Origin of the sequence: Tsukamurella asaccharolytica, from assembly GCF_007858435.1 — a bacterium.
Lineage (GTDB): Bacteria > Actinomycetota > Actinomycetes > Mycobacteriales > Mycobacteriaceae > Tsukamurella > Tsukamurella asaccharolytica.
The window spans coordinates 129024-149319 of the sequence record NZ_VIGW01000001.1 but is presented as its reverse complement, the minus strand read 5'-3'; the positions used below and the strand labels follow the sequence as shown (position 1 = coordinate 149319).

The following is a 20296-nucleotide window of genomic DNA, read 5'->3' as shown; positions in this document are numbered from 1 at the left end:
CATGGACCAACAACCCCCGCACGGGCCCCGGAGAGCCGACAGCGTCGTCGGCGTCCCGGCCGTCGACGGCGACACCAGCCCCCGCACTCTGCTGTGGCGGGCGATGACGGCGCACCCGAAGTACATGGTGCCCGCCGTCGCGCTGTCGGCGCTGCACCAGGTGGGCGAGATGCTCGTGCCCGTCGTGGTGGGCAAGGCCATCGACCAGGGCGTCGCCACCGGCGACGGGGGAGCGCTGCTGCGCTGGATCCTGGTCCTCGGCGTGACCTTCGCGGTGCTCTCGTTCAGTTTCCGCTACGCCTCGCGGCTCGGCTGGATCGCGATGAACTTCGTCGATCACGCGCTGCGCATGCGGATCAGCGACCGCATCCTCGACCCGCACGGCCTCGGCGGGCCGAAACGGATGCCGGGCGAACTGCTGTCCATCTCCTCCGCGGACACCAACGCGGTGGCCCGCAGCAAGGGCGTGCTGATCTACCCGATCGGCAACATGGTAGGCATCGTCTTCGCCGCCGTCGTGCTGTTCACCATTTCCTGGCCGCTGGGCGTGGCCACCCTGCTCGGGGCCGTCGTCGTGGTGGTCCTGTCCGACAAGATCGGTGGGCCCCTGTCGAGGCGGGTCGCCGGCCAGCAGCGCGAGGCCGCCGGCGCGGCCGGCACCGCGGCCGATCTCATGTACGGCGTGCGGGTGGTCAAGGGCCTCGGCGCCGAGGGCGCCGCCGTGGAGCGCTACCGCCTGCGCTCGCAGCGCGCCCTGGCCGCCACGCTGCAGGCCAACCGCGCCTCCGCCGCGCTCTCGGGCACCCTGACCGTGGTCGGCGGCTTCTTCGTCGTCGGCATCGCGCTCATCGCCGGGCTGCAGGCCGTGGCCGGCGACATCACCATCGGCCAGCTCATCGCCGTCGTCGGGCTGGCCCAGCTCATCACCGAGCCCATCAACTTCATCGGGCGCGTCGCCAGCGTGATGTGGGCGTCGGGCAAGGCCTCCGCCGCCCGCGTCCTCTCGGTGCTGCAGGCGCCGCCCCTGCTGACCGGCCAGGGCGACGCCGACGTGCCGGCCGGGCCGATCACGCTGCGCCTCGGCGCCGACGAGGTGACCGTGCCGCAGGGCCAGCTCACCGTGCTCGACGTGGCACCCGAGCACGCCGCGGCCGCCACCACCGCGCTCGCCCTCGCCGCGGTGCCCGAGCCCGGCGTCGCCCGGATCGGCGACGCCGATGTCCGTGCCATCGCCCCCGGCCGGCTGCGGGAATCTGTGCTGGTGGCCCCGCACCTCGGGGACCTGTTCGACGGCACCGTACTCGAGAACGTCGAACTCGGCGCGGACCGTGCGGGGGCCGAGCGCGCCGTCACCGTCGATGCGGCCGTGCTCGCTGCCGGGCTCGACGATCTGATCGCCGACGACGCCCTCGGCACGGCCGTGGGCGAGGGCGGCACCGCCCTCTCCGGCGGCCAGCGCCAGCGGGTCGCGCTCGCACGCGCCCTCTACGCCGACCCGGACGTCCTGGTGCTCGACGACCCGACCACCGCCGTCGACTCCGTCACCGAGGCCGCGGTCGTGCAGCGGGTGCGCCGGCTGCGCGCGGGCCGCACCACCCTCGTCTTCACCGGATCCCCGGCGTGGCGCGCCGCCGCCCAGGCCGACGAGGTGTCCGCATGAGCGCCACCGAGAGCGGCCCGCCCGAGCAGCTGACCGTCGCGACCGGCGCGCAGGTGCGCGCCGTCGTCGGCGAGGCGGCCCGTCCCTACCGCGCCCGCTTCCTCGCGGCCTTCGTCCTGCTCGTCGCCGGCGCCGCGGCCGCCCTGGTCACACCCCGCCTGCTGGGCGCCTTCGTGGACCTGGTGCGCGACGACCGCGCGATCTTCGGGGCGCACGGCGCCGCCGCCGTGTGGACCTCCGCGGCCGTGATGCTCGGCGCCACCGTCGCCTCCGCCCTGTTCACCGCGTACGGCTTCGTGCTCATGGCCGGCGCCGTCGACCGGGTGATCGCGCGGCTGCGCGAGCGGGTCATCGACAGCGGCATGCACCTGCCGCTCGCGCGCCTCGAACGCGTGGGCCCGGGCGATCTGATCGCCCGCACCACCGACGACGTCACCGTGCTCACGCAGACCGTCAACGAGACATTGCCCGCCATCACCGGCGCGGGTTTCGCCGTCGCCGTCACCCTCGTCGGCATGGGTGTGCTGGACTGGCGGTTCGTGCTGGTCGCCCTCGTGCTGGCGCCCGTGTACTACTTCGCGATCCGCCGCTACCGGCGCCAGGCGCCCGCGCAGTACCTCGAGGAGCGCCGCCGCCGCGGCCGCCGCGCCGCCGAGCTGCTGGCGTCCGTCCGCGGCCTGCCGACGGTCCGCGCGTTCGGGCTGCAAGCGGACCGTCGCGCCCGGATCAGCGAGCACTCCTGGGCCGTGGTCCGGCTCGCCGTGAACATCCGGATCATCAACAACAGGCTGTTCGGGCGGGTCAACTTCGCCGAGTGGCTCGGCATGACGCTGCTGCTGCTCATCGGATTCCAGCTGGTGCGCGACGACGCCGTCACCGTCGGCGTGGTCACCGCGGCCACCCTGTACTTCCTGCGCCTGTTCGGGCCGATCGGCCAGCTGATGCTCGTCGTCGATCCCATCTCCTCGGCCTCCGCCTCCCTGCAGCGGGTGGTGGGCGTCATCGTCGAGAACGAGGGAGCGGCGGCCGCCGGCGGGACCGACGCGGACACCGGCGGCGCCGGGGCGATCGACGTGCGGGGGCTGCACTTCTCCTACGGCGAGCGCGAGGTGCTGCACGCGGTGGATCTCGCGGTCCCCGCGGGCCGCACCGTCGCCGTGGTCGGTGCCTCGGGAGCCGGTAAGTCGACGCTCGCAGCGATCCTCGCGGGCGCCCGCCCGGCGGGCACCGGCGCGGTACTGCTCGACGGTGCCGACATCGCCGACCTGGCCCCGGCGACCCGCGCGCGCCGCATCTGCCTGGTCACCCAGGACGTGCACGTCTTCGCCGGTACGCTCGCCGACGACCTGCGGCTGGTGGCGCCCGACGCCACCGACGATGAGCTGCGCGCGGCGCTCGCCACCGCCGGTCTCGACCTCGCGCTCGACCGCGAGGTCGGCGCCCAGGCCGGCGCGCTGACGCCCGTGCAGGCGCAGCAGGTGGCGCTGGCCCGCGTCGCGCTGCTCGATCCGCCGGTGGTGGTCCTCGACGAGGCCACCGCGGAAGCGGGATCGGCGGGCGCCGCCGAGCTGGAGGAGGCGGCGCACCGGATCACCGGCGGGCGCACCGCCGTGGTCATCGCGCACCGCCTGGCGCAGGCGGCCCGTGCCGACGAGGTCGTGCTCATGGCCGACGGCCGGATCGCCGAGCGGGGCACGCACGACGAACTCGTCACCGCCGGCGGCGCGTACGCGGAGCTGTGGGCCGCCTGGTCGCGGGGCCGCGCCCTCGACGAGCCGCCCAGCCCAGCGAGAGGAGCCGACGAATGACCGCACGGACGGATCACCGGGGCCGCCACCGGGAACGCATCGCGGAGGTCCTCGCGGGCGAGGTGGACGGTGCCGACCGCGTGCCGTACCCGATCGGACTGCGCGAGCTGACGGTGGTGCGCACCCGCCGCCTCGGCAGCGCCCTGATCCGGGTGACGCTGGGCGGGGCCGAGCTCGACGGCTTCCAGACCCACGCCGCGGACGATCACGTGAAGCTCGTGCTGCCCGGCGAGGACGGCGTGCTGACCCTGCCGGAGAAGAACGGCCTGATGCTGCGCTGGCCGCGCTATCCGCGGCCCACCACCCGCGAGTACACCGTGCGCCGCTACGACGTGCTCGCCGGTGAGCTCGACATCGACATCGCGCTGCACCGCGGCGGTCTCGGATCGGAGTGGGCGGAGGCCGCCGAACCCGGCGACACCGTGCACGTCGCGGGCCCGCCCGGCGGCGTGGTCGTGCCTCCGCTCTACAGCCGCTACCTGTTCGTCGGCGACCTCACCGCGCTGCCCGCGATCGACCGCTGGCTCGAGGAGCTGCCGCGCGACGCCCGCGGCTGGGCCCTCATCGAGGTGGCCGACGCCCGGGAACAGATCGCGCTCGATCCGCCGCCCGGCGTCGAGGTCCGCTGGTGCCACCGCGGCGGCGCCGCGCCCGGCACGTCGGACGTGCTGGAGCGCGCCGTCGCCGAGCTGCCGCAGGCCGTGCCCGACGGCGAGCGCTGGTATGCGTGGCTCGCGGGCGAGGCGGGCTCGCTCAAGCCGCTGCGCCGCTGGCTCGCGAGCACCTGGAAGCCCTCCGCCCGGGACTGCGACATCACCGGCTACTGGAAGCGCGGCGTCGCCGACTTCGACGAGGACGACCACTGATGCACACCTTCGTGACCGGCGCCGCGTCCGGGATCGGCGCCGCGACCGCCCTGCGGCTCGCCCGTCGTGGCCCCGTCGCCCTGGCGGATCGCGATGCCGACGGCCTCGTGGCGACCGCGCGGGCCGTCGCCGACGCGGGCGGCACCGCCACCTCGCACGTGCTGGACGTGACCGACGCGGACGCCGTCGTCGCCGCGCTCGACGCCGCGGAAAGGTCGGGCGGGCCCGTCGACGCGCTCGCGCACTGCGCCGGAATCCTCGTGGCGGGAACGGTTCTGGACACGGGGGTCGAGGACTGGGCGGCCGCACTCGCAGTGAACCTGACCGGCACGGTGAACGTGCTCACCGCCGCCGCTCGCCGGATGGCCGAGCGCGGCGCGGGCGCCGCAGTGGTGGTCGGCTCCAACGCCGGCAACGGCCCCCGGGTGGGGCTCGGCGCCTACGGTGCGTCGAAGGCCGCCGCGCACAGCGCGGCCCTCACGCTCGCACTGGAACTGGCGGGCAGCGGGGTGCGGATCAATGTCGTGGCGCCCGGCTCCACGAACACGCCGATGCAGACCGCGTTCGGTGGCGCGGCCGCCGCCGAGAGGGCGATCGCGGGCGACCTGGCGCGGCACCGGCTGGGCATCCCGTTGGGCCGCATCGCCGATCCGGACGACATCGCCGGGGCCATCGACTACCTGCTCTCGCCCGATGCGCGGCACGTGACCGCGCAGGTTCTCACCGTCGACGGAGGTGCCACCGCATGACCATCCCGCAGTCCCGGTACTTCCCCGAGGAGTTCGCGGCGCGCTACCGCGCGGCCGGCTACTGGACCTCGGAGAACTTCGCGGACTTCCTGCCCGATGCCGCGGAGCGGTACGGCGACGCAGAGGCTCTCGTGGCGCAGGACGTCGGGGGTGCGCCGGTCCGGCTCGGCTACCGCGATCTCGATGCCGCCGCCGCGCGGGTCGCCGTCGGTCTCAGCGCCCGCGGCATCGTCACGGGCGATCGGGTCGTGCTGCAGCTGCCGAACACCGCCGAGTTCGTCACGGTGCTGTTCGGGCTCTTTCGGATCGGCGCGGTGCCCGTCTTCGCGCTGCCCGCGCACCGGCGCAGCGAGCTGACCCACTTCGTGCGGGCGTCGGGGGCGAAGGCACTGATCACCGCCGCGACGATCAGCCGCTTCGATCACCGCGGCCTCGCCGCGGAGGTGGCCGTGGAGACCGGTATCGAGACCCTGGTCGTCGACGACGCCCCCTTCGACGCCTTCTTCGACGCCGGCGCCGACGAGGCGACGCCCGCCACCGTCGACCCCGAGTCCCTCGCGTTCCTGCAGCTCTCCGGCGGCACGACCGGTGTGCCCAAGCTGATCCCGCGCACGCACGCCGACTACCTGTACTCCGTCCGCGAGTCCGCGAAGATCTGCGGGCTCGGCCCCGGAAGCAGGTTCCTGGTGGTGCTGCCCGTCGCACACAACTTCCCCATGAGCAGCCCCGGCATCCTGGGCGTGCTGTGGGCCGGCGGCACCGTCGTGCTGGGGACGGATCCCGCACCGTCGAAGGCGTTCCCGCTGATCGAGGCCGAGCGGATCACCATGACCTCGCTCGTGCCGCCGCTCGCGATGCTGTGGCTGCAGGCGCGGGCCGGCGGCGGCGCCGACGCGGACCTGAGCAGCCTGCAGGTGCTGCAGGTGGGCGGCGCGAAGTTCCCGCCCGAGGCAGCGCAGCGCGTGACGCCGGAGTTGGACTGCCGCCTGCAGCAGGTCTTCGGCATGGCGGAGGGGCTGGTGAACTACACCCGCGACGACGACCCCGAGGAGCTGGTGCTGGGCACCCAGGGGCGCCCCATCTCGCCCGACGACGAGGTGCGCGTCCTCGACGAGGACGGGACGCCCGTCGCACCCGGCGAGCCCGGCCTGCTGTGGACCCGCGGGCCCTACACGATCCGCGGCTACCTCGGCGGCGTCGACGCCGAGTCCTTCGACGCCGAGGGCTTCTACCGCACCGGCGACATCGTGCGGCGGCTGCCGAGCGGCCACTTCGTGGTCGAGGGCCGCGCGAAGGACCAGATCAACCGCGGCGGCGAGAAGATCGCCGCCGAGGAGGTGGAGAACCATCTCCTCGCCCATCCGTGGGTGGTCGACGCGGCTGTCGTGGCCGTCGCCGACGAGTTCCTCGGCGAGCGCACCTGCGCGGTGATCCTCAGCGCTCCCGGTGGCGACCGCCCCACCGCCCCTGAGCTCAAGCGGTTCGTCCGTGCGCGCGGCGTGGCCGCGTACAAGGTGCCCGACCGGATCGAGTTCGTCGATGCGTTCCCCACCACCGGCGTCGGCAAGATCAGCCGCCGCGAACTGCGGCGCTCGCTCGCCGACCTGGTCGCTGTGCGCACCGACCCCGAGGAGAAGCCGTGAGCCTGCCCAAGACCGTCGCCTACGACCTGCCCGAGATCGAGTGCGCCGACACCGTCGACTGGACCGTGGAACCGCCCCGCGCCGTGCTACTGATCCACGACATGCAGGAGCATTTCGTCGGCCCGTTCGAGCGCGACGCGGAGCCGCTGCGCACCGTCGTGCCGAACATCGTGGCACTGCGCGCCGCAGCCCGTGCCGCCGGCGTGCCCGTCGTCTACACGGCGCAGCCGGGCGATCAGGACCCCGAGGAGCGGGCGCTGCTCACCGACTTCTGGGGCCCGGGCCTGAGGGCGGCGAACCAGCACATCATCAGCGAGCTGACTCCCGACGACGACGACGTGCTGCTCACCAAGTGGCGCTACAGTGCCTTCGCCAGATCGGACCTCGCCGAGCGGCTGCGGGCCTGGGGCCGCGATCAGCTGGTGATCGCGGGCATCTACGCCCACATCGGGATCATGACCACGGCGCTCGACGCCTTCATGCGCGACGTGCAGCCCTACGTGGTGCGCGACGCCGTCGCCGACTTCTCCGCGCGCGATCACGCCAACGCGCTCACCTACGTGGCGGGCCGATGCGGCAGAGTGGAGACGACGGACCGGGTTCTGGAGGCACTGCGATGACGACGACGGGCGGGGAGAGCGACCAGCCGCACTTCCTGCTGACCGCCGCCGGCCAGCGCCTCGCCGCCCGTGGCACCGCCGGGACCTTCACCGATCCGCATGCCGCGGCCGCAGCGCTGCGCGCCGGCACCGCCCCCGTCGTGGTGGGCGCCCTGCCCTTCGACCTCGCCGAACCCGCCGCGCTGACGGTGCCGGAGCACTTCGGCGAGGTGCCCGCGACCGCTCTCGCGGCCGCCGGCGAGTCGCCGACGTTGACCCAGACCGCGCAACACCCCGCGCCGTCCGAACACGTGGACCGGGTGCGCCGCGCCCTCGCGCTCATCGAGAGCTCCGAGCTGCGGAAGGTGGTGCTCGCGCGCGCCGTCGACTTCGAGGCCGCCGCGCCGCTCGACCCGCTCGCCGTGGCCGTCGCGCTGGAACGGCGCGACCTGGAGGGCAATGCCTTCGCCGTCGACCTCGCGGCCGCCGGCGACGCCCACCGCGGCCGGTGGATCGTGGGCTCGAGCCCGGAGATCCTCGTCGGGCGCATGGGCGGCACCGTCTTCTGCCATCCCTTCGCCGGCACAGCGACCTCGCCCGAGGGCCTCTTGGACTCGGAGAAGGACCGCGAGGAGCACGCCTACGTGGTCGACGAGATCGCGGCCGCGCTGGCTCCGTTGTGCTCGGAGCTGGACGTGCCCGCCGCACCGTCGGTGACCAGGGCCGGGCCGGTCTGGCACCTCGGCACCAAGGTCGAGGGCCGCCTCGCCGACCTCACGACCAGCGCACTCGACCTCGCGCTCGCCCTGCACCCCACTCCCGCCGTGTGCGGCTTCCCGCGGCGCATCGCCGCCCGCGCGATCGCCGACATCGAGGGCGAGCGGGGCTTCTACGCCGGCGCCGTCGGCTGGACCGCCGCGAACGGCGACGGGCACTGGCGCGTCAGCATCCGGTGCGCCGAACTCGACGGTGCGCGGCTGCGCGCCTACGCGGGCGGCGGCATCGTCGGGGCCTCGGACCCACGAGCCGAACTGGCCGAGACCCGCAACAAGCTGCGCACCGTCCTGGGCCCCTTCCGGTTCGCAGGAAGCTGCGATCCGACACAAGTAACTCGGTCGTAAAATTGCAATAATCGTTTTGCAATGACGTGTTGGAACTCTCGGCGGATGCACATGACACGCCGGAGGTTCCTGAGGAACGGTGCGGTGACTGTCGGGCTCGCGACGGGCGGAACGATGGTCGCCCTCAGTGCGCCGCCGCAGTCGCTGGGTGCGCCGCGCATCGACGGCACGATCTGGCGGGAATATGGAACGCCGCTGGTTCCGAGCGCCGGTTCGGGGCCACTCACTGGCCGCACTGTGGCGGTCAAGGACCTCTTCGCGGTGCGGGGGTACCCGCTGGGAGCCGGCAACCCGACGTTCCGCCGTGCCGCGGCGCGCACGAGCACGGCGGACGCGGTGACGCGCCTGCAGAGGGCAGGTGCGGCGATCGCGGGTATCGCCGCCACTGATGAGTTCGCCTACAGCCTGGCTGGAACGAACGGCCACTACGGGACTCCGCCGAACGGGCTCGCGCCCGACCGCATCCCAGGCGGCTCCAGCTCCGGGTCCGCCAGCGCCGTCGCGCTCGGACTCGCGGACATCGGGTTGGGTACCGACACGGGAGGATCGATTCGTGTGCCCGCAAGTTATCAGGGGCTATACGGGCTGCGCACGACACACGGAGCAGTGGGGACCTCCGGTCTGCTCCCCCTCGCGCAGAGCTTCGACACCGTGGGGTGGATCACGCGAACGCCGGACCTCCTGGCCGAGGTGGCGGATGTGCTGCTAGGCGGGGGTGTGCCGGTGCGCGAAGCTCTGTTCGCGCCTGCGCTTGCGGATCTCGCCGAGCCCGCGGTGGCGAACCGGGTGCGTGGCGCTGTGACTCGTTGGCGAGTGACCGCGAGCCTGCCTGTGGTGACTGAGACCGCTTGGGACACTTCTGCTCAGGCTGATGCGGTGCGCGCATTCCAGACCGTGCAGGGGTACGAGGCGTGGCGCAACCACGGGGCATGGGTCTCCAGTCGGTGGGACTCCCTCAACCCCGATGTACGAAGCAGGTTCGAGAAAGCGGCCACCTACACCGGCGCTGCGCGTGATGCCGCTGCGGCGGAACTGGCTGAATTCCGTGCCGGGATCGACCGACGACTCGGCGACGCCGTGCTGGTGCTGCCGACCGCGTCATCGTGGGCGCCGTTGCGGTCCGAGGCCGCGATAGGCGGGCCGGCTATCGAGAGGACCCGCGCGGCGACCTTCCAACTGACCTGTATCGCCGGAATCACGGGGCGCCCGGCGGTATCCGTCCCGATCGCCGCAGATCCGGGAACGGGCCTCTGTGTGGTGGGGCCACGAGGCTCGGACCGAGCGCTCGGTGAGCTTGCAGTCCGCCTGCGCGCGAACGGTATCGCCCGATGACGCAGGGGCGGCCGGGAAACGCCGTGCCCACCTCGGCGGAGGCGGCCGCGACCCTTCGCGAAGGCCTCGGGCGCCGACACTTCCTCCGCGCGGTTTCGGCGATCGGCGTCCTCGGCGCGGCCGGTGGGGCCACCGCGGCCTGCGGAGGTGCGGGTTACGCGGGCGGGCCGTCGACACCGCTCACGCCCAGCGGAGGCGACGTCCTGCAGCCGGGCACCGGGCGTATTGTCGGCGACCACTACCTGGCCGGTCGGCCCGACCAGGTGCTCTGGGGATACGTGCCAACGGTCCACGCGACACCGGTGCTGCGTATGCGCTCCGGGCAGACGGTGACCATCGACGCGCTCTCCCATGAGGGACTCATGGAGGACCAGGGGCGCGACCCAGTCGCCTACTTCGGCGCCAAGGGCGTTCCGCGCGACTCAGTGCTCAAGGACGCCGTCGACGTCGCAGCCGACTACCAGCGCACCCCCCGCGACTTCGACAACGACGGGCCGCACATCGTGATCGGGCCGATCTTCGTTGAGGGGGCGCAGCCGGGCGACGTGCTCAAGGTCGAGCCGTTGGAGGCCGCGCCGCGTGTCCCCTACGGCGTAATCTCCAGCCGCCACGGCAAGGGGGCTCTCGCGGCCGGTCCTGGAGGATTGCCCCTAGCGGGGATCACGGCAGCAGAGGTGTTGCCGCCCCTCTCGACCGACGGCCGCGCCGGAAGGGATCCGCTGCGTTACGGCAATGTGTCCACCTTCACTCCGATCGACGGGGACCGGGCGGTCCTGGCTGCTGGCGCGGGAGCAGTACGCTTTCCCCTGCGGCCGTTCCTCGGCATGATGGGCGTCGCATTCGCGCGGGGGACGGACCTCACCTCCCCCGAAGCGAATTCCATCCCGCCGACGCTGGGAGGAGGCAACATCGACATCCGCCTCCTTGGCGTGGGATCGGCGTTCTATCTCCCGGTGTTCGCCGAGGGCGCGCTGTTCTACGTAGGCGATCCGCACCTGTCGATGGGCGATGGCGAGGTCGCTCTCACTGCCATGGAGGGCTCACTGCGATCCACACTTCGCCTCACGGTATGCAAGCCGGGTACAGGCGACGCGCCGACGGTGGCGTACCGATACCCGTTCGGCGAGACCGCGGATTCGTGGATCCCGATCGGCCTTTCCGATCCTGACGGCGCGGCCGGCGGACAGGGGACGGATCTCGACGTGGCAATGCGGCGCGCGGTGGTGAATGCGCTCGATTTCCTGGAGCAGGACCGTGGGATGGACCGTGCCACCGCGTACGCCTATCTTTCGGCAGCGTCGGATTTCGTTGTGAGCCAGGTCGTCGACCGTACCGTTGGTGTGCACGGACAGATCTACAAGGACCACTTCTCCTGAGACAGGGCGCGTCAGGCGCCGTGGAAGGCCCGGTAGACGGCGGAGCCGTAGAACTTCCCGATCCCCTCGGAGTCGCCGCGCCACTGCGGCCCGGCGTCGTCGGGGCGGCCGGCGAGCATGGAGCGCACGGCTGCCTCGCACGTGGAGACGAAGAGCTCCATGAGCATGGGCAGCTTCGCGTCGAGGTCCTGCATGTCCCACCAGCGGATCAGGGCCGGCTGGATCCAGTCCTCCGCCTGCTTCGCCAGAGTCGCGCGGGCGTTCCGAACGCGGTGCACGACCTCCGGGTCGGTGACGCCGGAGAACAGCAACTGCCAGGTGTCGGCGCGCTCGTTCACGGCGGCCAGCAGGCCGCGCATGCCGATGATGAACGCGGTCTCCGGGTCCTCGCCGCGGGCGTTGTGCAGCGACGTCAGCACGTAGGTCATCATCGTCTCGGTCTCCCGGTCGAGCAGCTCGGTGATGAGCGCGACGCGGTCCGGGAAGCACGAGTAGATGACGGGGCGCGTGACCTGCAACCGGTCGGCGACGGTGCCGATGGTCACGGCGGCGAGCCCGTCGCGGGCGGCGATCTCCAGCGCGGCGTCGAGGACCTGGGGGCGGCGGCGCTCGGGCCCGAGGTGTTCGGCGCGCCGGCGCCCGCCGGTGGCGGCGGTAGGCATTGCGCACAGCCTACCGACTCACCGGGCACCACCCGTTCATACGACGTTCACTCGGCGGTACGAGCCTGCCCGTACCCTTCCGCGTGTGATAGATCTCGATCTGCCGGCGGGCATCGACTTGAGCGCGGTCAGTGGCCGCGAGGCACTGCAGAAGATCGTCGACCTGCGGGCGACCGAGGGCTTCTCGGTGAACGACGACGACGACGACGATCCGGTGCTGCTCACCCCGGAGCGGCACGTCGTGGACACCTGGCGCGAGGGTTACCCGTATGCGGAACGGCTCGCCCGGTCCGAATACGAGCGCGACAAGCGGCTATTGCAGATCGAATTGCTCAAGCTGCAGCGCTGGGTCAAGGACACCGGGCAGCGGCTGGTCATCGTCTTCGAGGGCCGCGACGCGGCCGGCAAGGGCGGCACCATCAAGCGCTTCACGGAGCACCTCAACCCCCGAGGCGCGCGCGTGGTGGCGCTGGTCAAGCCCACCGAGCGCGAGGCCGGCGAGTGGTACTTCCAGCGCTACATCGACCACTTCCCGACCAAGGGCGAGATCGTCCTGTTCGACCGATCCTGGTACAACCGCGGCGGCGTCGAGCGGGTCATGGGCTTCTGCTCCGACGAACAGCACGAACGCTGGACCCACCAGGTGCCGCTGTTCGAGAAGATGCTGGTCGAGGACGGCATCGATGTGACCAAGTTCTGGTTCTCGGTGACCCAGCTCGAGCAGCGCACCCGCTTCGCGATCCGACAGATCGATCCCGTGCGGCAGTGGAAGCTCTCGCCCATGGACCTCGCCTCGTTGGACAAATGGGACGCGTACACCGCGGCCAAGGAGGAGATGTTCAGCGCGACGGACACGGACTACGCGCCGTGGACCGTGGTGAAGAGCAACGACAAGAAGCGCGCCCGCCTCAACGCGATGCGCTACGTCCTCGACAAGTTCGACTACGACAACAAGGACATGGACGTCCTGGCCACCGGGCCCGACCCGCTCATCGTCGGCCGGGGCCGCGACCTGATCAGCGACTGACGGTGTCGGGAGCGCGGCGCGCGCGGCCCGGAGCGGGACGGGGCCGAAGGGACCGTCGAGTACCGTTGTCCCCGTGCGCTCCCTGACGGCTTTCCTCCTCGTGCTCGTGGCGATCGCGGCCACGTTCGTGGCGGTTCCCGCCGCCTGGGCGAAGAACACGGTGCTCGATCGCGCCGAGTTCACCACGCTCATGGAGCCGCTCGGTCGCGATCCCTCCGTGCAGGACGCGATGGCGCAGGAGATCGCGCAGCAGGTGCAGCGGCTGCTGACCGAGCAGGGCGACGCGCGGCCGCCGCTGGACGCGATCACGCCGTACGTCTCGACCTATGTGCGCGGCCCGCAGTTCCCGGGCGCGTTCACCGAGGCCGTGGGGCAGGTCCACACCTGGCTGCTGGTGCGGCCCACTGCGGAGCAGAGGTTGCGTGGTGCTACCACCGCGGAGATCGATCTTGCGCCGATGATCCGCGACGTGGCCGCCGCGAACAACGTGAAGGTGTCCGTGCCGGAGCGGGTCACCATCGACCTATCCGGGACGGGCGCGAATCGGGACCTGTTCCGGGCCGGACGGTACGCGTCCGCCGCCGATGTCATCCGGTCCGCGGCGTGGATCGCGCCGCTGACCGCACTCGTCGCTGCGGTGCTCGCACTGCTCGCGGCGCACCGCCGCGGCTTCATGATGTTCTACCTGGGGCTAGGCGTGGCCGTCGCCGCGGGCGTGACCTGGATGCTGTGCGTGGCGGCACCGTCGTACGTGACGAACCGCAGCGGGACCGGCGGGCTGAGCCCCGTGGTGGACGCCGCTCTCGGACAGGTGACGAAGAACCTGACACCGTGGATCATGACCGAGGCGGCGGTCGGCGGGGCGCTCGCGCTGCTGGGGCTGATCTTCGGCGGGCTCGGGGCGGTGGCCGCCCGTCGGGCGGAACGGCGCGCCTGGTGACCTCGACGGCGCGGCCCACCGTCGCGACGCTCACCTACAAGGACGGCACCACCAACCCCGTGCGGATCTTCCGCGGCCCCGACCCCGAGGCGCCCGTGCTGATGATCTGGCCCGGTGTGAACGTGCCCGCCGGGTACTTCGACGACTTCGGGCGCGGGCTGATCGACGCGGGCTTCAACGCCGTCGTCGCCGAACTGCGCGGGCAGGGCGACTCGCGCCCCCGCGGCGCCGCCGGCACGCACGGCTTCCAGGACGTGGTGGTCGAGGACTATCCGGCCGTCTCCGCTCTGGTGCGGCAGAAGTTCCCCGGCGCACCCCGGATCCTGCTGGGGCACAGCCTCGGCGGGTTGATGGGCGTCATGTATGCGGCGCGGGCCCGCCGGAACCTCGCCGGGGTGATCCTGATCGCCTGCGGCACGGGCTTCTACAAGCTCGACGGGCTGTCGGGCGCGGCCCGTCGGATCGGGACGTCCGTCGCCGCCCGTGCCGCAGCCCGACGGGGCCACTGGTCCGGCCCGGACGGACTCGGAGAGGTGCCCGCCGGGATCGTCGCCGACTTCGATCACCTGGTGCAGACGGGCGACTTCAACGTCGACGGCGCCGACGTGGACTACGAGGCGCGCATCGCCGGCACGCGGACGCCGGTGCTGACCGTGGCGATCGCCGGCGACGGGTTGGTCTCGGACCGACAGTCGCGCTTCGTGGGGGAGAAGTTCCCGTCGTCGGTGCACCGCCGGATCGAGGAGCCGCTGGGGCACAACCAGTGGATCCTCTCGCCCGGTGCGGTGATTCCCGCGCTGTCGGGGTGGATCGCGCAGACGGTCTAGCCCGCGCGGCTGAGGGTGCGGTCGGCGCCGGGGCGGTGTCGTCGGTCGCGAAGGCTATGCGTCCGACGCATACCCTATGAAAGACCAGGTCAGAGCGGTTTCCTGGAGAATGGGCCATGCGGGCGGCGCATCGCTGCGCCGCCGGGTGAGTGGTGCACCCGGGCGACGTCACGTTTCGTCCCCTCCGCGACGCCGATCCGCGGGCCCACCGTTCGCTCCCCGACTGGAAGCCGCGCGTTCGGTGAGGGATCGGTTGACCCCCGCGCGGCGTTCGGTCCCCCACTGGGCGCCGGGAACCGTCGGCGGTGTGCGCCGGGCGCGTCAGCCCGTGAGGCCCGTGACCAGTACCGGGTTGTGCGCGGGCGCCAGCCATTTCAGCAGGGTGATCATGCCCTCGCGGCTGATCGAGATGCACCCGAGCGTCGGATTGCCGTCGGTGACGTGCAGGAACATCGCGCTGCCCTTGCCCGGGGTACGGCTGGGGTTGTTGTTGAAGTGGACCGCGTAGTCGTACACGGGGCCCATGTCGTAGAGGTTCTCGCTCTCGGGCCCGGGGCTGGCGGCCTGGACGACCATGCGGTCGTAGGTGGGGGAGTTCACGTTCCCGTCCCACCAATGCTGATTCGTCACCGTCGTGTACGGCAGCGCGGTGCCCGGGTTGTCCTGCCGGCCGAAGGCGAGGTCGAGCGCGAAGACGCCGAACGGCGTGCGCGGGACGCCGTCCTTGCCCTCGCCGATGCCCTGCTGGCCGACCTTGCCCGGGACCGGGCCGTAGACCTTCGTCCAGCCCTGCGCGAGGAGGGCCCACGCCGAGACCTGCACGTCGGTCGAGGTGAACGACGGTGCCGCCACCGTGATGACCTCGCGGGCGGTCGGTGCGGCCGCGACGGCGGCATCGAGCAGCGCCTTGTCGGCGTCGGCGGCGACGGCGTGCGGGATCGTCAGCGACGAGGCGACGGCGGCGGCCGGCAGCGCCGCAAGTCCCACCAGCATCTGACGCCTCTTGAGCAACATGCGTCACAGTATCGCACGGACTGATGATGCACGTGAAGCCGACGGCCGCCCACTCGACGCCGGGCCGCGGGCGTGGAGCCCTACCGCGCGGTATCCCGCAGGTGCTGCTCCACCCGCTCCAGTTTGGCGGTCAGCTGCCCCGTACGGCCGGGGCGGATGTCGCACTTGACGACGAGGGAGACGCGCGGCGCGGACTCGGCGAGGCGGTCGACGCACGCCTTGATCACCCCCATCACCTCGTCCCACTCGCCCTCGATGGTGGTGAACATCGCCGTGGTCTCGTTCGGCAGGCCGGACGCGCGCACGATGGCGACGGCCTCCGCGACCGCCGCGGCGACGCCGCCGTCGGCGGAGCCGCCGGTGCCGTCCAGGCTGCCCATGGGGCTGATCGAGAATGCTGCGAGCACGGTCATCTCCTTCGTCGCCGATACCACCGAGAGTAACGATCCGCGGCCCAGCGACGACGGAAAACCAGGAGCCGACCAGGGGAGACGGGAGGCGGAAGTGGAGCGCGCTGCTGGCGATCGTGGCGATCGTCGGGTGCCTGGCCGGGTGCGATCGGGCATCGGAGGGCGCGAGTCCGACGGTGACCGTCACGGCGTCCGGCCAACCGGGGCCTGCGGTGCCCAGCACGGTCGATCCCGGCAGGCCCGGAGAGACGGCCGCGACGTCCCCCGCCGCGGGGCCGGCGGACGGCGATCCACCGTCGACGACGGTCGCGGCCGAGGACTACCGGCTGCGGGAGGGCGGCCTGGGCGGCGACGTCTACTTCGTGAGCCCCACCGGGAACATCCACTGCCGGCTCGGCGATTGGACGGTGGCCGCGGCGGGCTGCCAGGCGAAGGGGGCGCCGGTGCCGCCGGGCGGCGAGAAGGAGTGCGCGGGCAACGAGATCTATCCCGCGTCGTCGCTGAGCCGCGGGTACCTCCTGTACCCCGATCGGGCCCGGCCGATCTGCTTCAACCAGGGCTACCTGGGTGCCCCGAACGCGAAGAAGCTGCCGTACAACAGCTCCGTCGCCGCGAACGGCTACACGTGCACGTCCCGCGTGGAGGGCGTGACGTGCCTGACGGCCGCCGGAGCCCACGGCTTCTTCATGTCCACGCAGGCCCTGCGCTCGTGGTGACCCGCGGAGCGGTGACCTAAACCGAGTCGCCGCCCAGCTCGCGCCACAGGAACTCGTACGCGAGCGCGGATTTGAAGGCGGCCTGCTTGTTATCGGCCGCGCCGCCGTGGCCGCCCTCGATGTTCTCGTAGTAGTCCACCTCGATACCGCGGTCGCGCAGCGCCGCGACGAACTTGCGCGCGTGACCGGGATGGACGCGGTCGTCGCGGGTCGACGTGGTGACCAGCAGCGCGGGCAGGTCCGCGTCCGCGGCGGGTAGGTTCTGGTACGGCGAGTACTCGCTGAGGTACGCCCACTGCGCGGGATCGTCGGGATCGCCGTACTCGGCCATCCACGACGCACCCGCGAGGAGCTGGTGGTAGCGCCGCATGTCGAGCAGCGGCACCTGGCAGACGATGGCGCCGAACAGCTCCGGGTACCGCGTGTACATCACGCCCATGAGCAGCCCGCCGTTCGACCCGCCCTGCGCACCCAGCTGCTCGCGCGTCGTGATGCCGCGGGCCACGAGATCCCGCGCCACGGCGGCGAAGTCCTCGTAGGCGCGGAGTCGGTTCTCCTTGAGAGCCGCAGTGTGCCAGTCGGGTCCGTACTCGCCGCCGCCGCGGATGTTCGCCAGCACGTAGACGCCGCCGCGCTCGATCCACGATCGCCCCGACACCGCCGTGTAATCCGGCGTGAGCGAGACCTCGAAGCCGCCGTAGCCGTAGAGCAGGGTCGGCTGCGGCCCGGCCGCGGGCCTGCGCACCACGAAGTAGGGGATCTGCGTGCCGTCGTCGCTCGTGGCGAAGAACTGCTCGGCCGTGACGTCCGTGGCGTCGTAGAAGGCGGGCGCCGACTTCAGGGGCTCGACCGATCCGCCGGCCGTGCCGTGCAGCAGCGTCGGCGGCAGCGTGAAACCGCTGGCGGTGGCGAAGATCTCGTCCCCCTCGCGGGGATCGGTGTAGTAGACGCCGATCTCGGCCAGCTCCGGGAAGCCGCGCGTCTCCCGCTTCTCCCACGTGCCCGGCTCCAGGGTGTGCAGCTCCGAGCGCACATCCCGCATCGTCGACAACAGGAGGTACGACTTGGTCCACGAGTACCCCGCGAGCGCGGTGTGCGCGTCGGGGGTGAAAACGGTGCTGTACTCGCGCGAGCCCGCCCGGTAGGCGTCGAAGTCGAAGGCCACCAACGCCCCCGGCGCGACGACGCCGCCGGGAAGCTCCCATGCGGACTTCGGGCGCACCAGCAGGCGCGACTCGTGGACGTCCGCGTCGGCGTCCGTCGGAACGTCGATCCGCTCCAGCGCCAGCGTGTCCGGGTCGAGGAGGTAGATCTCGCTGTTGTAGAAGTCGATGGCGCGCGAGACGAAATGCCGCTCGTAGCCGGGGGTGTCGTCGTATCCTGCGCCGATCGAGACGTCCGAGTGGTGGCCCTCGTAGACGAGGTCCGCGTGGCCGAGCGGCGTGTCGCGGCGCCACCGCTTCACCAGGCGCGGGTACCCGGAATCCGTGAGCGAGCCGGGCCCGAAATCGGTGCCCACGTATACGGTGTCCTTGTCGATCCACGAGATCCGGCTCTTCGCCTCCGGGAGGGAGAAGCCGCCGTCGACGAACTCGCGCCGCGAAATGGAGAATTCCCGCACCACCGTCGCGTCCGCGCCGCCGCGCGAGAGGGAGACGAGCGCGCGGTCGTACCGCGCACCGTCGGGCGAGGGCGCGCGGAGGACGGCCGCCCCGCCCCACACCCAGTTCTCGCCCTCGGCCTCGCGCAGGGCGTCGACGTCGATGACGACCTCCCACTCCGGGCTGTCGGTGCGGAAGGACTCCATTGTGGTGCGGCGCCAGAGCCCGTACGGGTGCTCGGCGTCGCGCCAGAAGTTCCACAGGTACTCGCCGCGGCGCACCGGGTAGGGGATGCGCTGGTCGGTGTCGAGGATGGCGAGGACGCCCGCCTCGAGCTCCTCGAACCGCGGTCCCGTCAGGCGCGCGGTGCTCTCGGCGTTGCGTTCCCGGGCCCAATCCAGGGCAGTGGCGGATTCCACTTCTTCGAGCCATGCGTACTGGTCCATGGACTCCACACTAGGGCTAGGCTGAAAGCCGTGGCTGATCACTTTGACACTGTTGTTCTCGGCGCCGGCCCAGGAGGCTACGTCGCCGCAATTCGCGCCGCCCAACTCGGGCAGAAGGTCGCGGTCATCGAGGAGAAGTACTGGGGTGGTGTGTGCCTGAACGTGGGCTGCATCCCGTCGAAGGCGCTCCTCAAGAACGCCGAGCTGGCGCACACCTTCACGCACAAGGCGCAGCTCTTCGGCATCTCGGGTGACGTCTCGTTCGACTTCGGGGCCGCCTTCGACCGCAGCCGCAAGGTGTCGGACGGGATCGTCAAGGGCGTTCACTTCCTGATGAAGAAGAACAAGATCACCGAGATCAACGGCTACGGCACGTTCGTGGATGCCAAGACCATCCAGGTCGGCGACCAGACCGTGACGGGCGACAACATCATCATCGACACGGGTTCGACGGTGCGCCTGCTCCCGGGCGTCTCGCTGTCGGACAACGTGGTCACCTACGAGGAGCAGATCCTCACCCGCGAGCTGCCCGAGTCGATCGCCATCGTCGGTGCCGGCGCCATCGGCATGGAGTTCGCGTACGTCCTCAAGAACTACGGCGTGGACGTGACCATCATCGAGTTCCTGGACCGCGCCCTGCCCAACGAGGACGCGGACGTCTCCAAGGAGATCGCCAAGCAGTACAAGAAGCTGGGCGTGAACATCCTGACCTCCACCAAGGTCGAGTCGGTCGACGATCAGGGCTCGCAGGTCGTCGTGAAGTACACCGGGCCCAAGGGTGCGGGCGAGATCACCGTCGCCAAGGTGCTCATGAGCATCGGCTTCGCGCCGCGCGTCGAGGGCTTCGGCCTCGAGAAGACGGGCGTCGCCCTCACCGAGCGCGGCGCCATCGCCATCGACGACCACATGCGCACCAACGTGCCCGGCGTGTACGCCATCGGCGACGTGACGGCGAAGCTGCAGCTGGCGCACGTCGCCGAGGCGCAGGGCATCGTGGCCGCAGAGACCATCGCCGGCGCGGAGACCCAGACGCTGGGCGACTACCGCATGATGCCGCGCGCCACCTTCTGCCAGCCGCAGGTCGCCTCGTTCGGCCTCACCGAGCAGCAGGCGAAGGACGAGGGCTACGACGTCAAGACCGCGACGTTCCCCTATTCGGCGAACGGCAAGGCGCAGGGCCTGGGCGATCCCGTCGGCTTCGTCAAGCTGATCTCGGACGCGAAGTACGGCGAGCTGCTCGGCGGCCACCTCATCGGCCCGGACGTCTCCGAGCTGCTGCCCGAGCTCACCCTCGCGCAGAAGTGGGACCTCACGGTGAACGAGCTGGCCCGCAACGTGCACACGCACCCGACGCTGTCGGAGGCGCTGCAGGAGTCGATCCACGGCCTCGCCGGCCACATGATCAACCTGTAGGAACAGACCCTCGCCGGCCCGGCATCGTCATCGACGGTGTCGGGCCGACGTGCACTTCCCGTCCCTCTCCCCGCGACCGAAGGAGC

General features: G+C 71.7%; 18 protein-coding genes. 14 read left to right on the top strand and 4 right to left on the bottom strand.

The genetic code is table 11. The annotated features are described in order from the left end of the window. Window position 1: 1 nt before the first annotated feature. The 9 genes from FK529_RS00730 (at window position 2) to FK529_RS00690 (ending at window position 11154) form a co-directional block, all read left to right on the top strand. Window positions 2-1660, top strand: coding sequence for an ABC transporter ATP-binding protein (locus FK529_RS00730; RefSeq protein WP_146558621.1), 1659 nt, complete (start codon window positions 2-4; stop codon window positions 1658-1660). After that, on the top strand, window positions 1657-3468 hold the full coding sequence (locus FK529_RS00725) for an ABC transporter ATP-binding protein (RefSeq protein ID WP_146558619.1): 1812 nt from the start codon (window positions 1657-1659) through the stop codon (window positions 3466-3468). Before FK529_RS00730 ends, FK529_RS00725 begins: the two co-directional genes overlap by 4 nt. Then, window positions 3465-4334, top strand: coding sequence for a siderophore-interacting protein (locus tag FK529_RS00720; protein WP_146558617.1), 870 nt, complete (start codon window positions 3465-3467; stop codon window positions 4332-4334). The genes FK529_RS00725 and FK529_RS00720 overlap by 4 nt, the downstream gene beginning before the upstream one ends. After that, window positions 4334-5083, top strand: a complete 750-nt coding sequence (locus FK529_RS00715; protein WP_146558615.1) for an SDR family oxidoreductase — start codon at window positions 4334-4336, stop codon at window positions 5081-5083. Before FK529_RS00720 ends, FK529_RS00715 begins: the two co-directional genes overlap by 1 nt. Continuing rightward, window positions 5080-6726 (top strand): (2,3-dihydroxybenzoyl)adenylate synthase, encoded by a 1647-nt coding sequence (locus tag FK529_RS00710; RefSeq protein WP_146558613.1) that lies wholly within the window; start codon window positions 5080-5082, stop codon window positions 6724-6726. Before FK529_RS00715 ends, FK529_RS00710 begins: the two co-directional genes overlap by 4 nt. Continuing rightward, entirely contained in the window at window positions 6723-7346 is a 624-nt protein-coding gene (locus tag FK529_RS00705; protein WP_146558611.1) for an isochorismatase family protein, read from the top strand. The genes FK529_RS00710 and FK529_RS00705 overlap by 4 nt, the downstream gene beginning before the upstream one ends. After that, window positions 7343-8446, top strand: coding sequence for an isochorismate synthase (locus FK529_RS00700; protein ID WP_146558609.1), 1104 nt, complete (start codon window positions 7343-7345; stop codon window positions 8444-8446). Before FK529_RS00705 ends, FK529_RS00700 begins: the two co-directional genes overlap by 4 nt. Before the next feature lie 84 nt (window positions 8447-8530). Continuing rightward, entirely contained in the window at window positions 8531-9778 is a 1248-nt protein-coding gene (locus tag FK529_RS00695) for an amidase family protein (RefSeq protein ID WP_231702859.1), read from the top strand. Then, on the top strand, window positions 9775-11154 hold the full coding sequence (locus tag FK529_RS00690; protein ID WP_146558607.1) for an acetamidase/formamidase family protein: 1380 nt from the start codon (window positions 9775-9777) through the stop codon (window positions 11152-11154). Before FK529_RS00695 ends, FK529_RS00690 begins: the two co-directional genes overlap by 4 nt. A gap of 11 nt (window positions 11155-11165) precedes the next feature. Here FK529_RS00690 and FK529_RS00685 read toward each other — a convergent pair whose 3' ends face one another. Then, window positions 11166-11816: a TetR/AcrR family transcriptional regulator gene (locus tag FK529_RS00685; RefSeq protein ID WP_146558605.1), complete on the bottom strand. Its 651-nt coding sequence runs from the start codon at window positions 11814-11816 to the stop codon at window positions 11166-11168. An 85-nt stretch (window positions 11817-11901) separates the two neighbouring features. Here FK529_RS00685 and ppk2 point away from each other — a divergent pair, with 85 nt between their 5' ends. From ppk2 to FK529_RS00670, 3 genes are all read left to right on the top strand, one after another. Further along, entirely contained in the window at window positions 11902-12843 is a 942-nt protein-coding gene (ppk2, locus tag FK529_RS00680; protein WP_438947161.1) for a polyphosphate kinase 2, read from the top strand. Window positions 12844-12916: 73 nt separating this feature from the next. Continuing rightward, window positions 12917-13783, top strand: a complete 867-nt coding sequence (locus tag FK529_RS00675) for a hypothetical protein (protein WP_146558603.1) — start codon at window positions 12917-12919, stop codon at window positions 13781-13783. Beyond that, window positions 13780-14610: an alpha/beta fold hydrolase gene (locus FK529_RS00670; protein ID WP_146558601.1), complete on the top strand. Its 831-nt coding sequence runs from the start codon at window positions 13780-13782 to the stop codon at window positions 14608-14610. Before FK529_RS00675 ends, FK529_RS00670 begins: the two co-directional genes overlap by 4 nt. A gap of 321 nt (window positions 14611-14931) precedes the next feature. On the opposite strand, the gene FK529_RS00665 is transcribed toward FK529_RS00670, so the two are convergent. Both FK529_RS00665 and FK529_RS00660 read right to left on the bottom strand, forming a co-directional pair. Next, the gene (locus tag FK529_RS00665; protein ID WP_231702858.1) at window positions 14932-15624 is read right to left on the bottom strand and encodes a L,D-transpeptidase family protein; all 693 of its coding nucleotides are present in this window, start codon (window positions 15622-15624) and stop codon (window positions 14932-14934) included. Between the two features lie 80 nt (window positions 15625-15704). Then, window positions 15705-16031, bottom strand: a complete 327-nt coding sequence (locus tag FK529_RS00660) for a thiamine-binding protein (RefSeq protein WP_146558599.1) — start codon at window positions 16029-16031, stop codon at window positions 15705-15707. A 215-nt stretch (window positions 16032-16246) separates the two neighbouring features. Between FK529_RS00660 and FK529_RS00655 the strand changes: the two genes are divergently transcribed. Continuing rightward, window positions 16247-16750 (top strand): hypothetical protein, encoded by a 504-nt coding sequence (locus tag FK529_RS00655; protein ID WP_146558596.1) that lies wholly within the window; start codon window positions 16247-16249, stop codon window positions 16748-16750. Window positions 16751-16766: 16 nt separating this feature from the next. Here the strand turns inward: FK529_RS00655 and FK529_RS00650 are convergent, their stop codons facing one another. Further along, window positions 16767-18839 carry a prolyl oligopeptidase family serine peptidase gene (locus FK529_RS00650; protein ID WP_438947160.1) on the bottom strand — a complete coding sequence of 691 codons (2073 nt, stop codon included), beginning with the start codon at window positions 18837-18839 and terminating at the stop codon, window positions 16767-16769. Between FK529_RS00650 and lpdA the strand changes: the two genes are divergently transcribed. Then, the gene (gene lpdA, locus FK529_RS00645; RefSeq protein WP_146558592.1) at window positions 18828-20210 is read left to right on the top strand and encodes a dihydrolipoyl dehydrogenase; all 1383 of its coding nucleotides are present in this window, start codon (window positions 18828-18830) and stop codon (window positions 20208-20210) included. The two genes, FK529_RS00650 and lpdA, sit on opposite strands and share 12 nt — an antisense overlap. Window positions 20211-20296 lie beyond the last annotated feature (86 nt).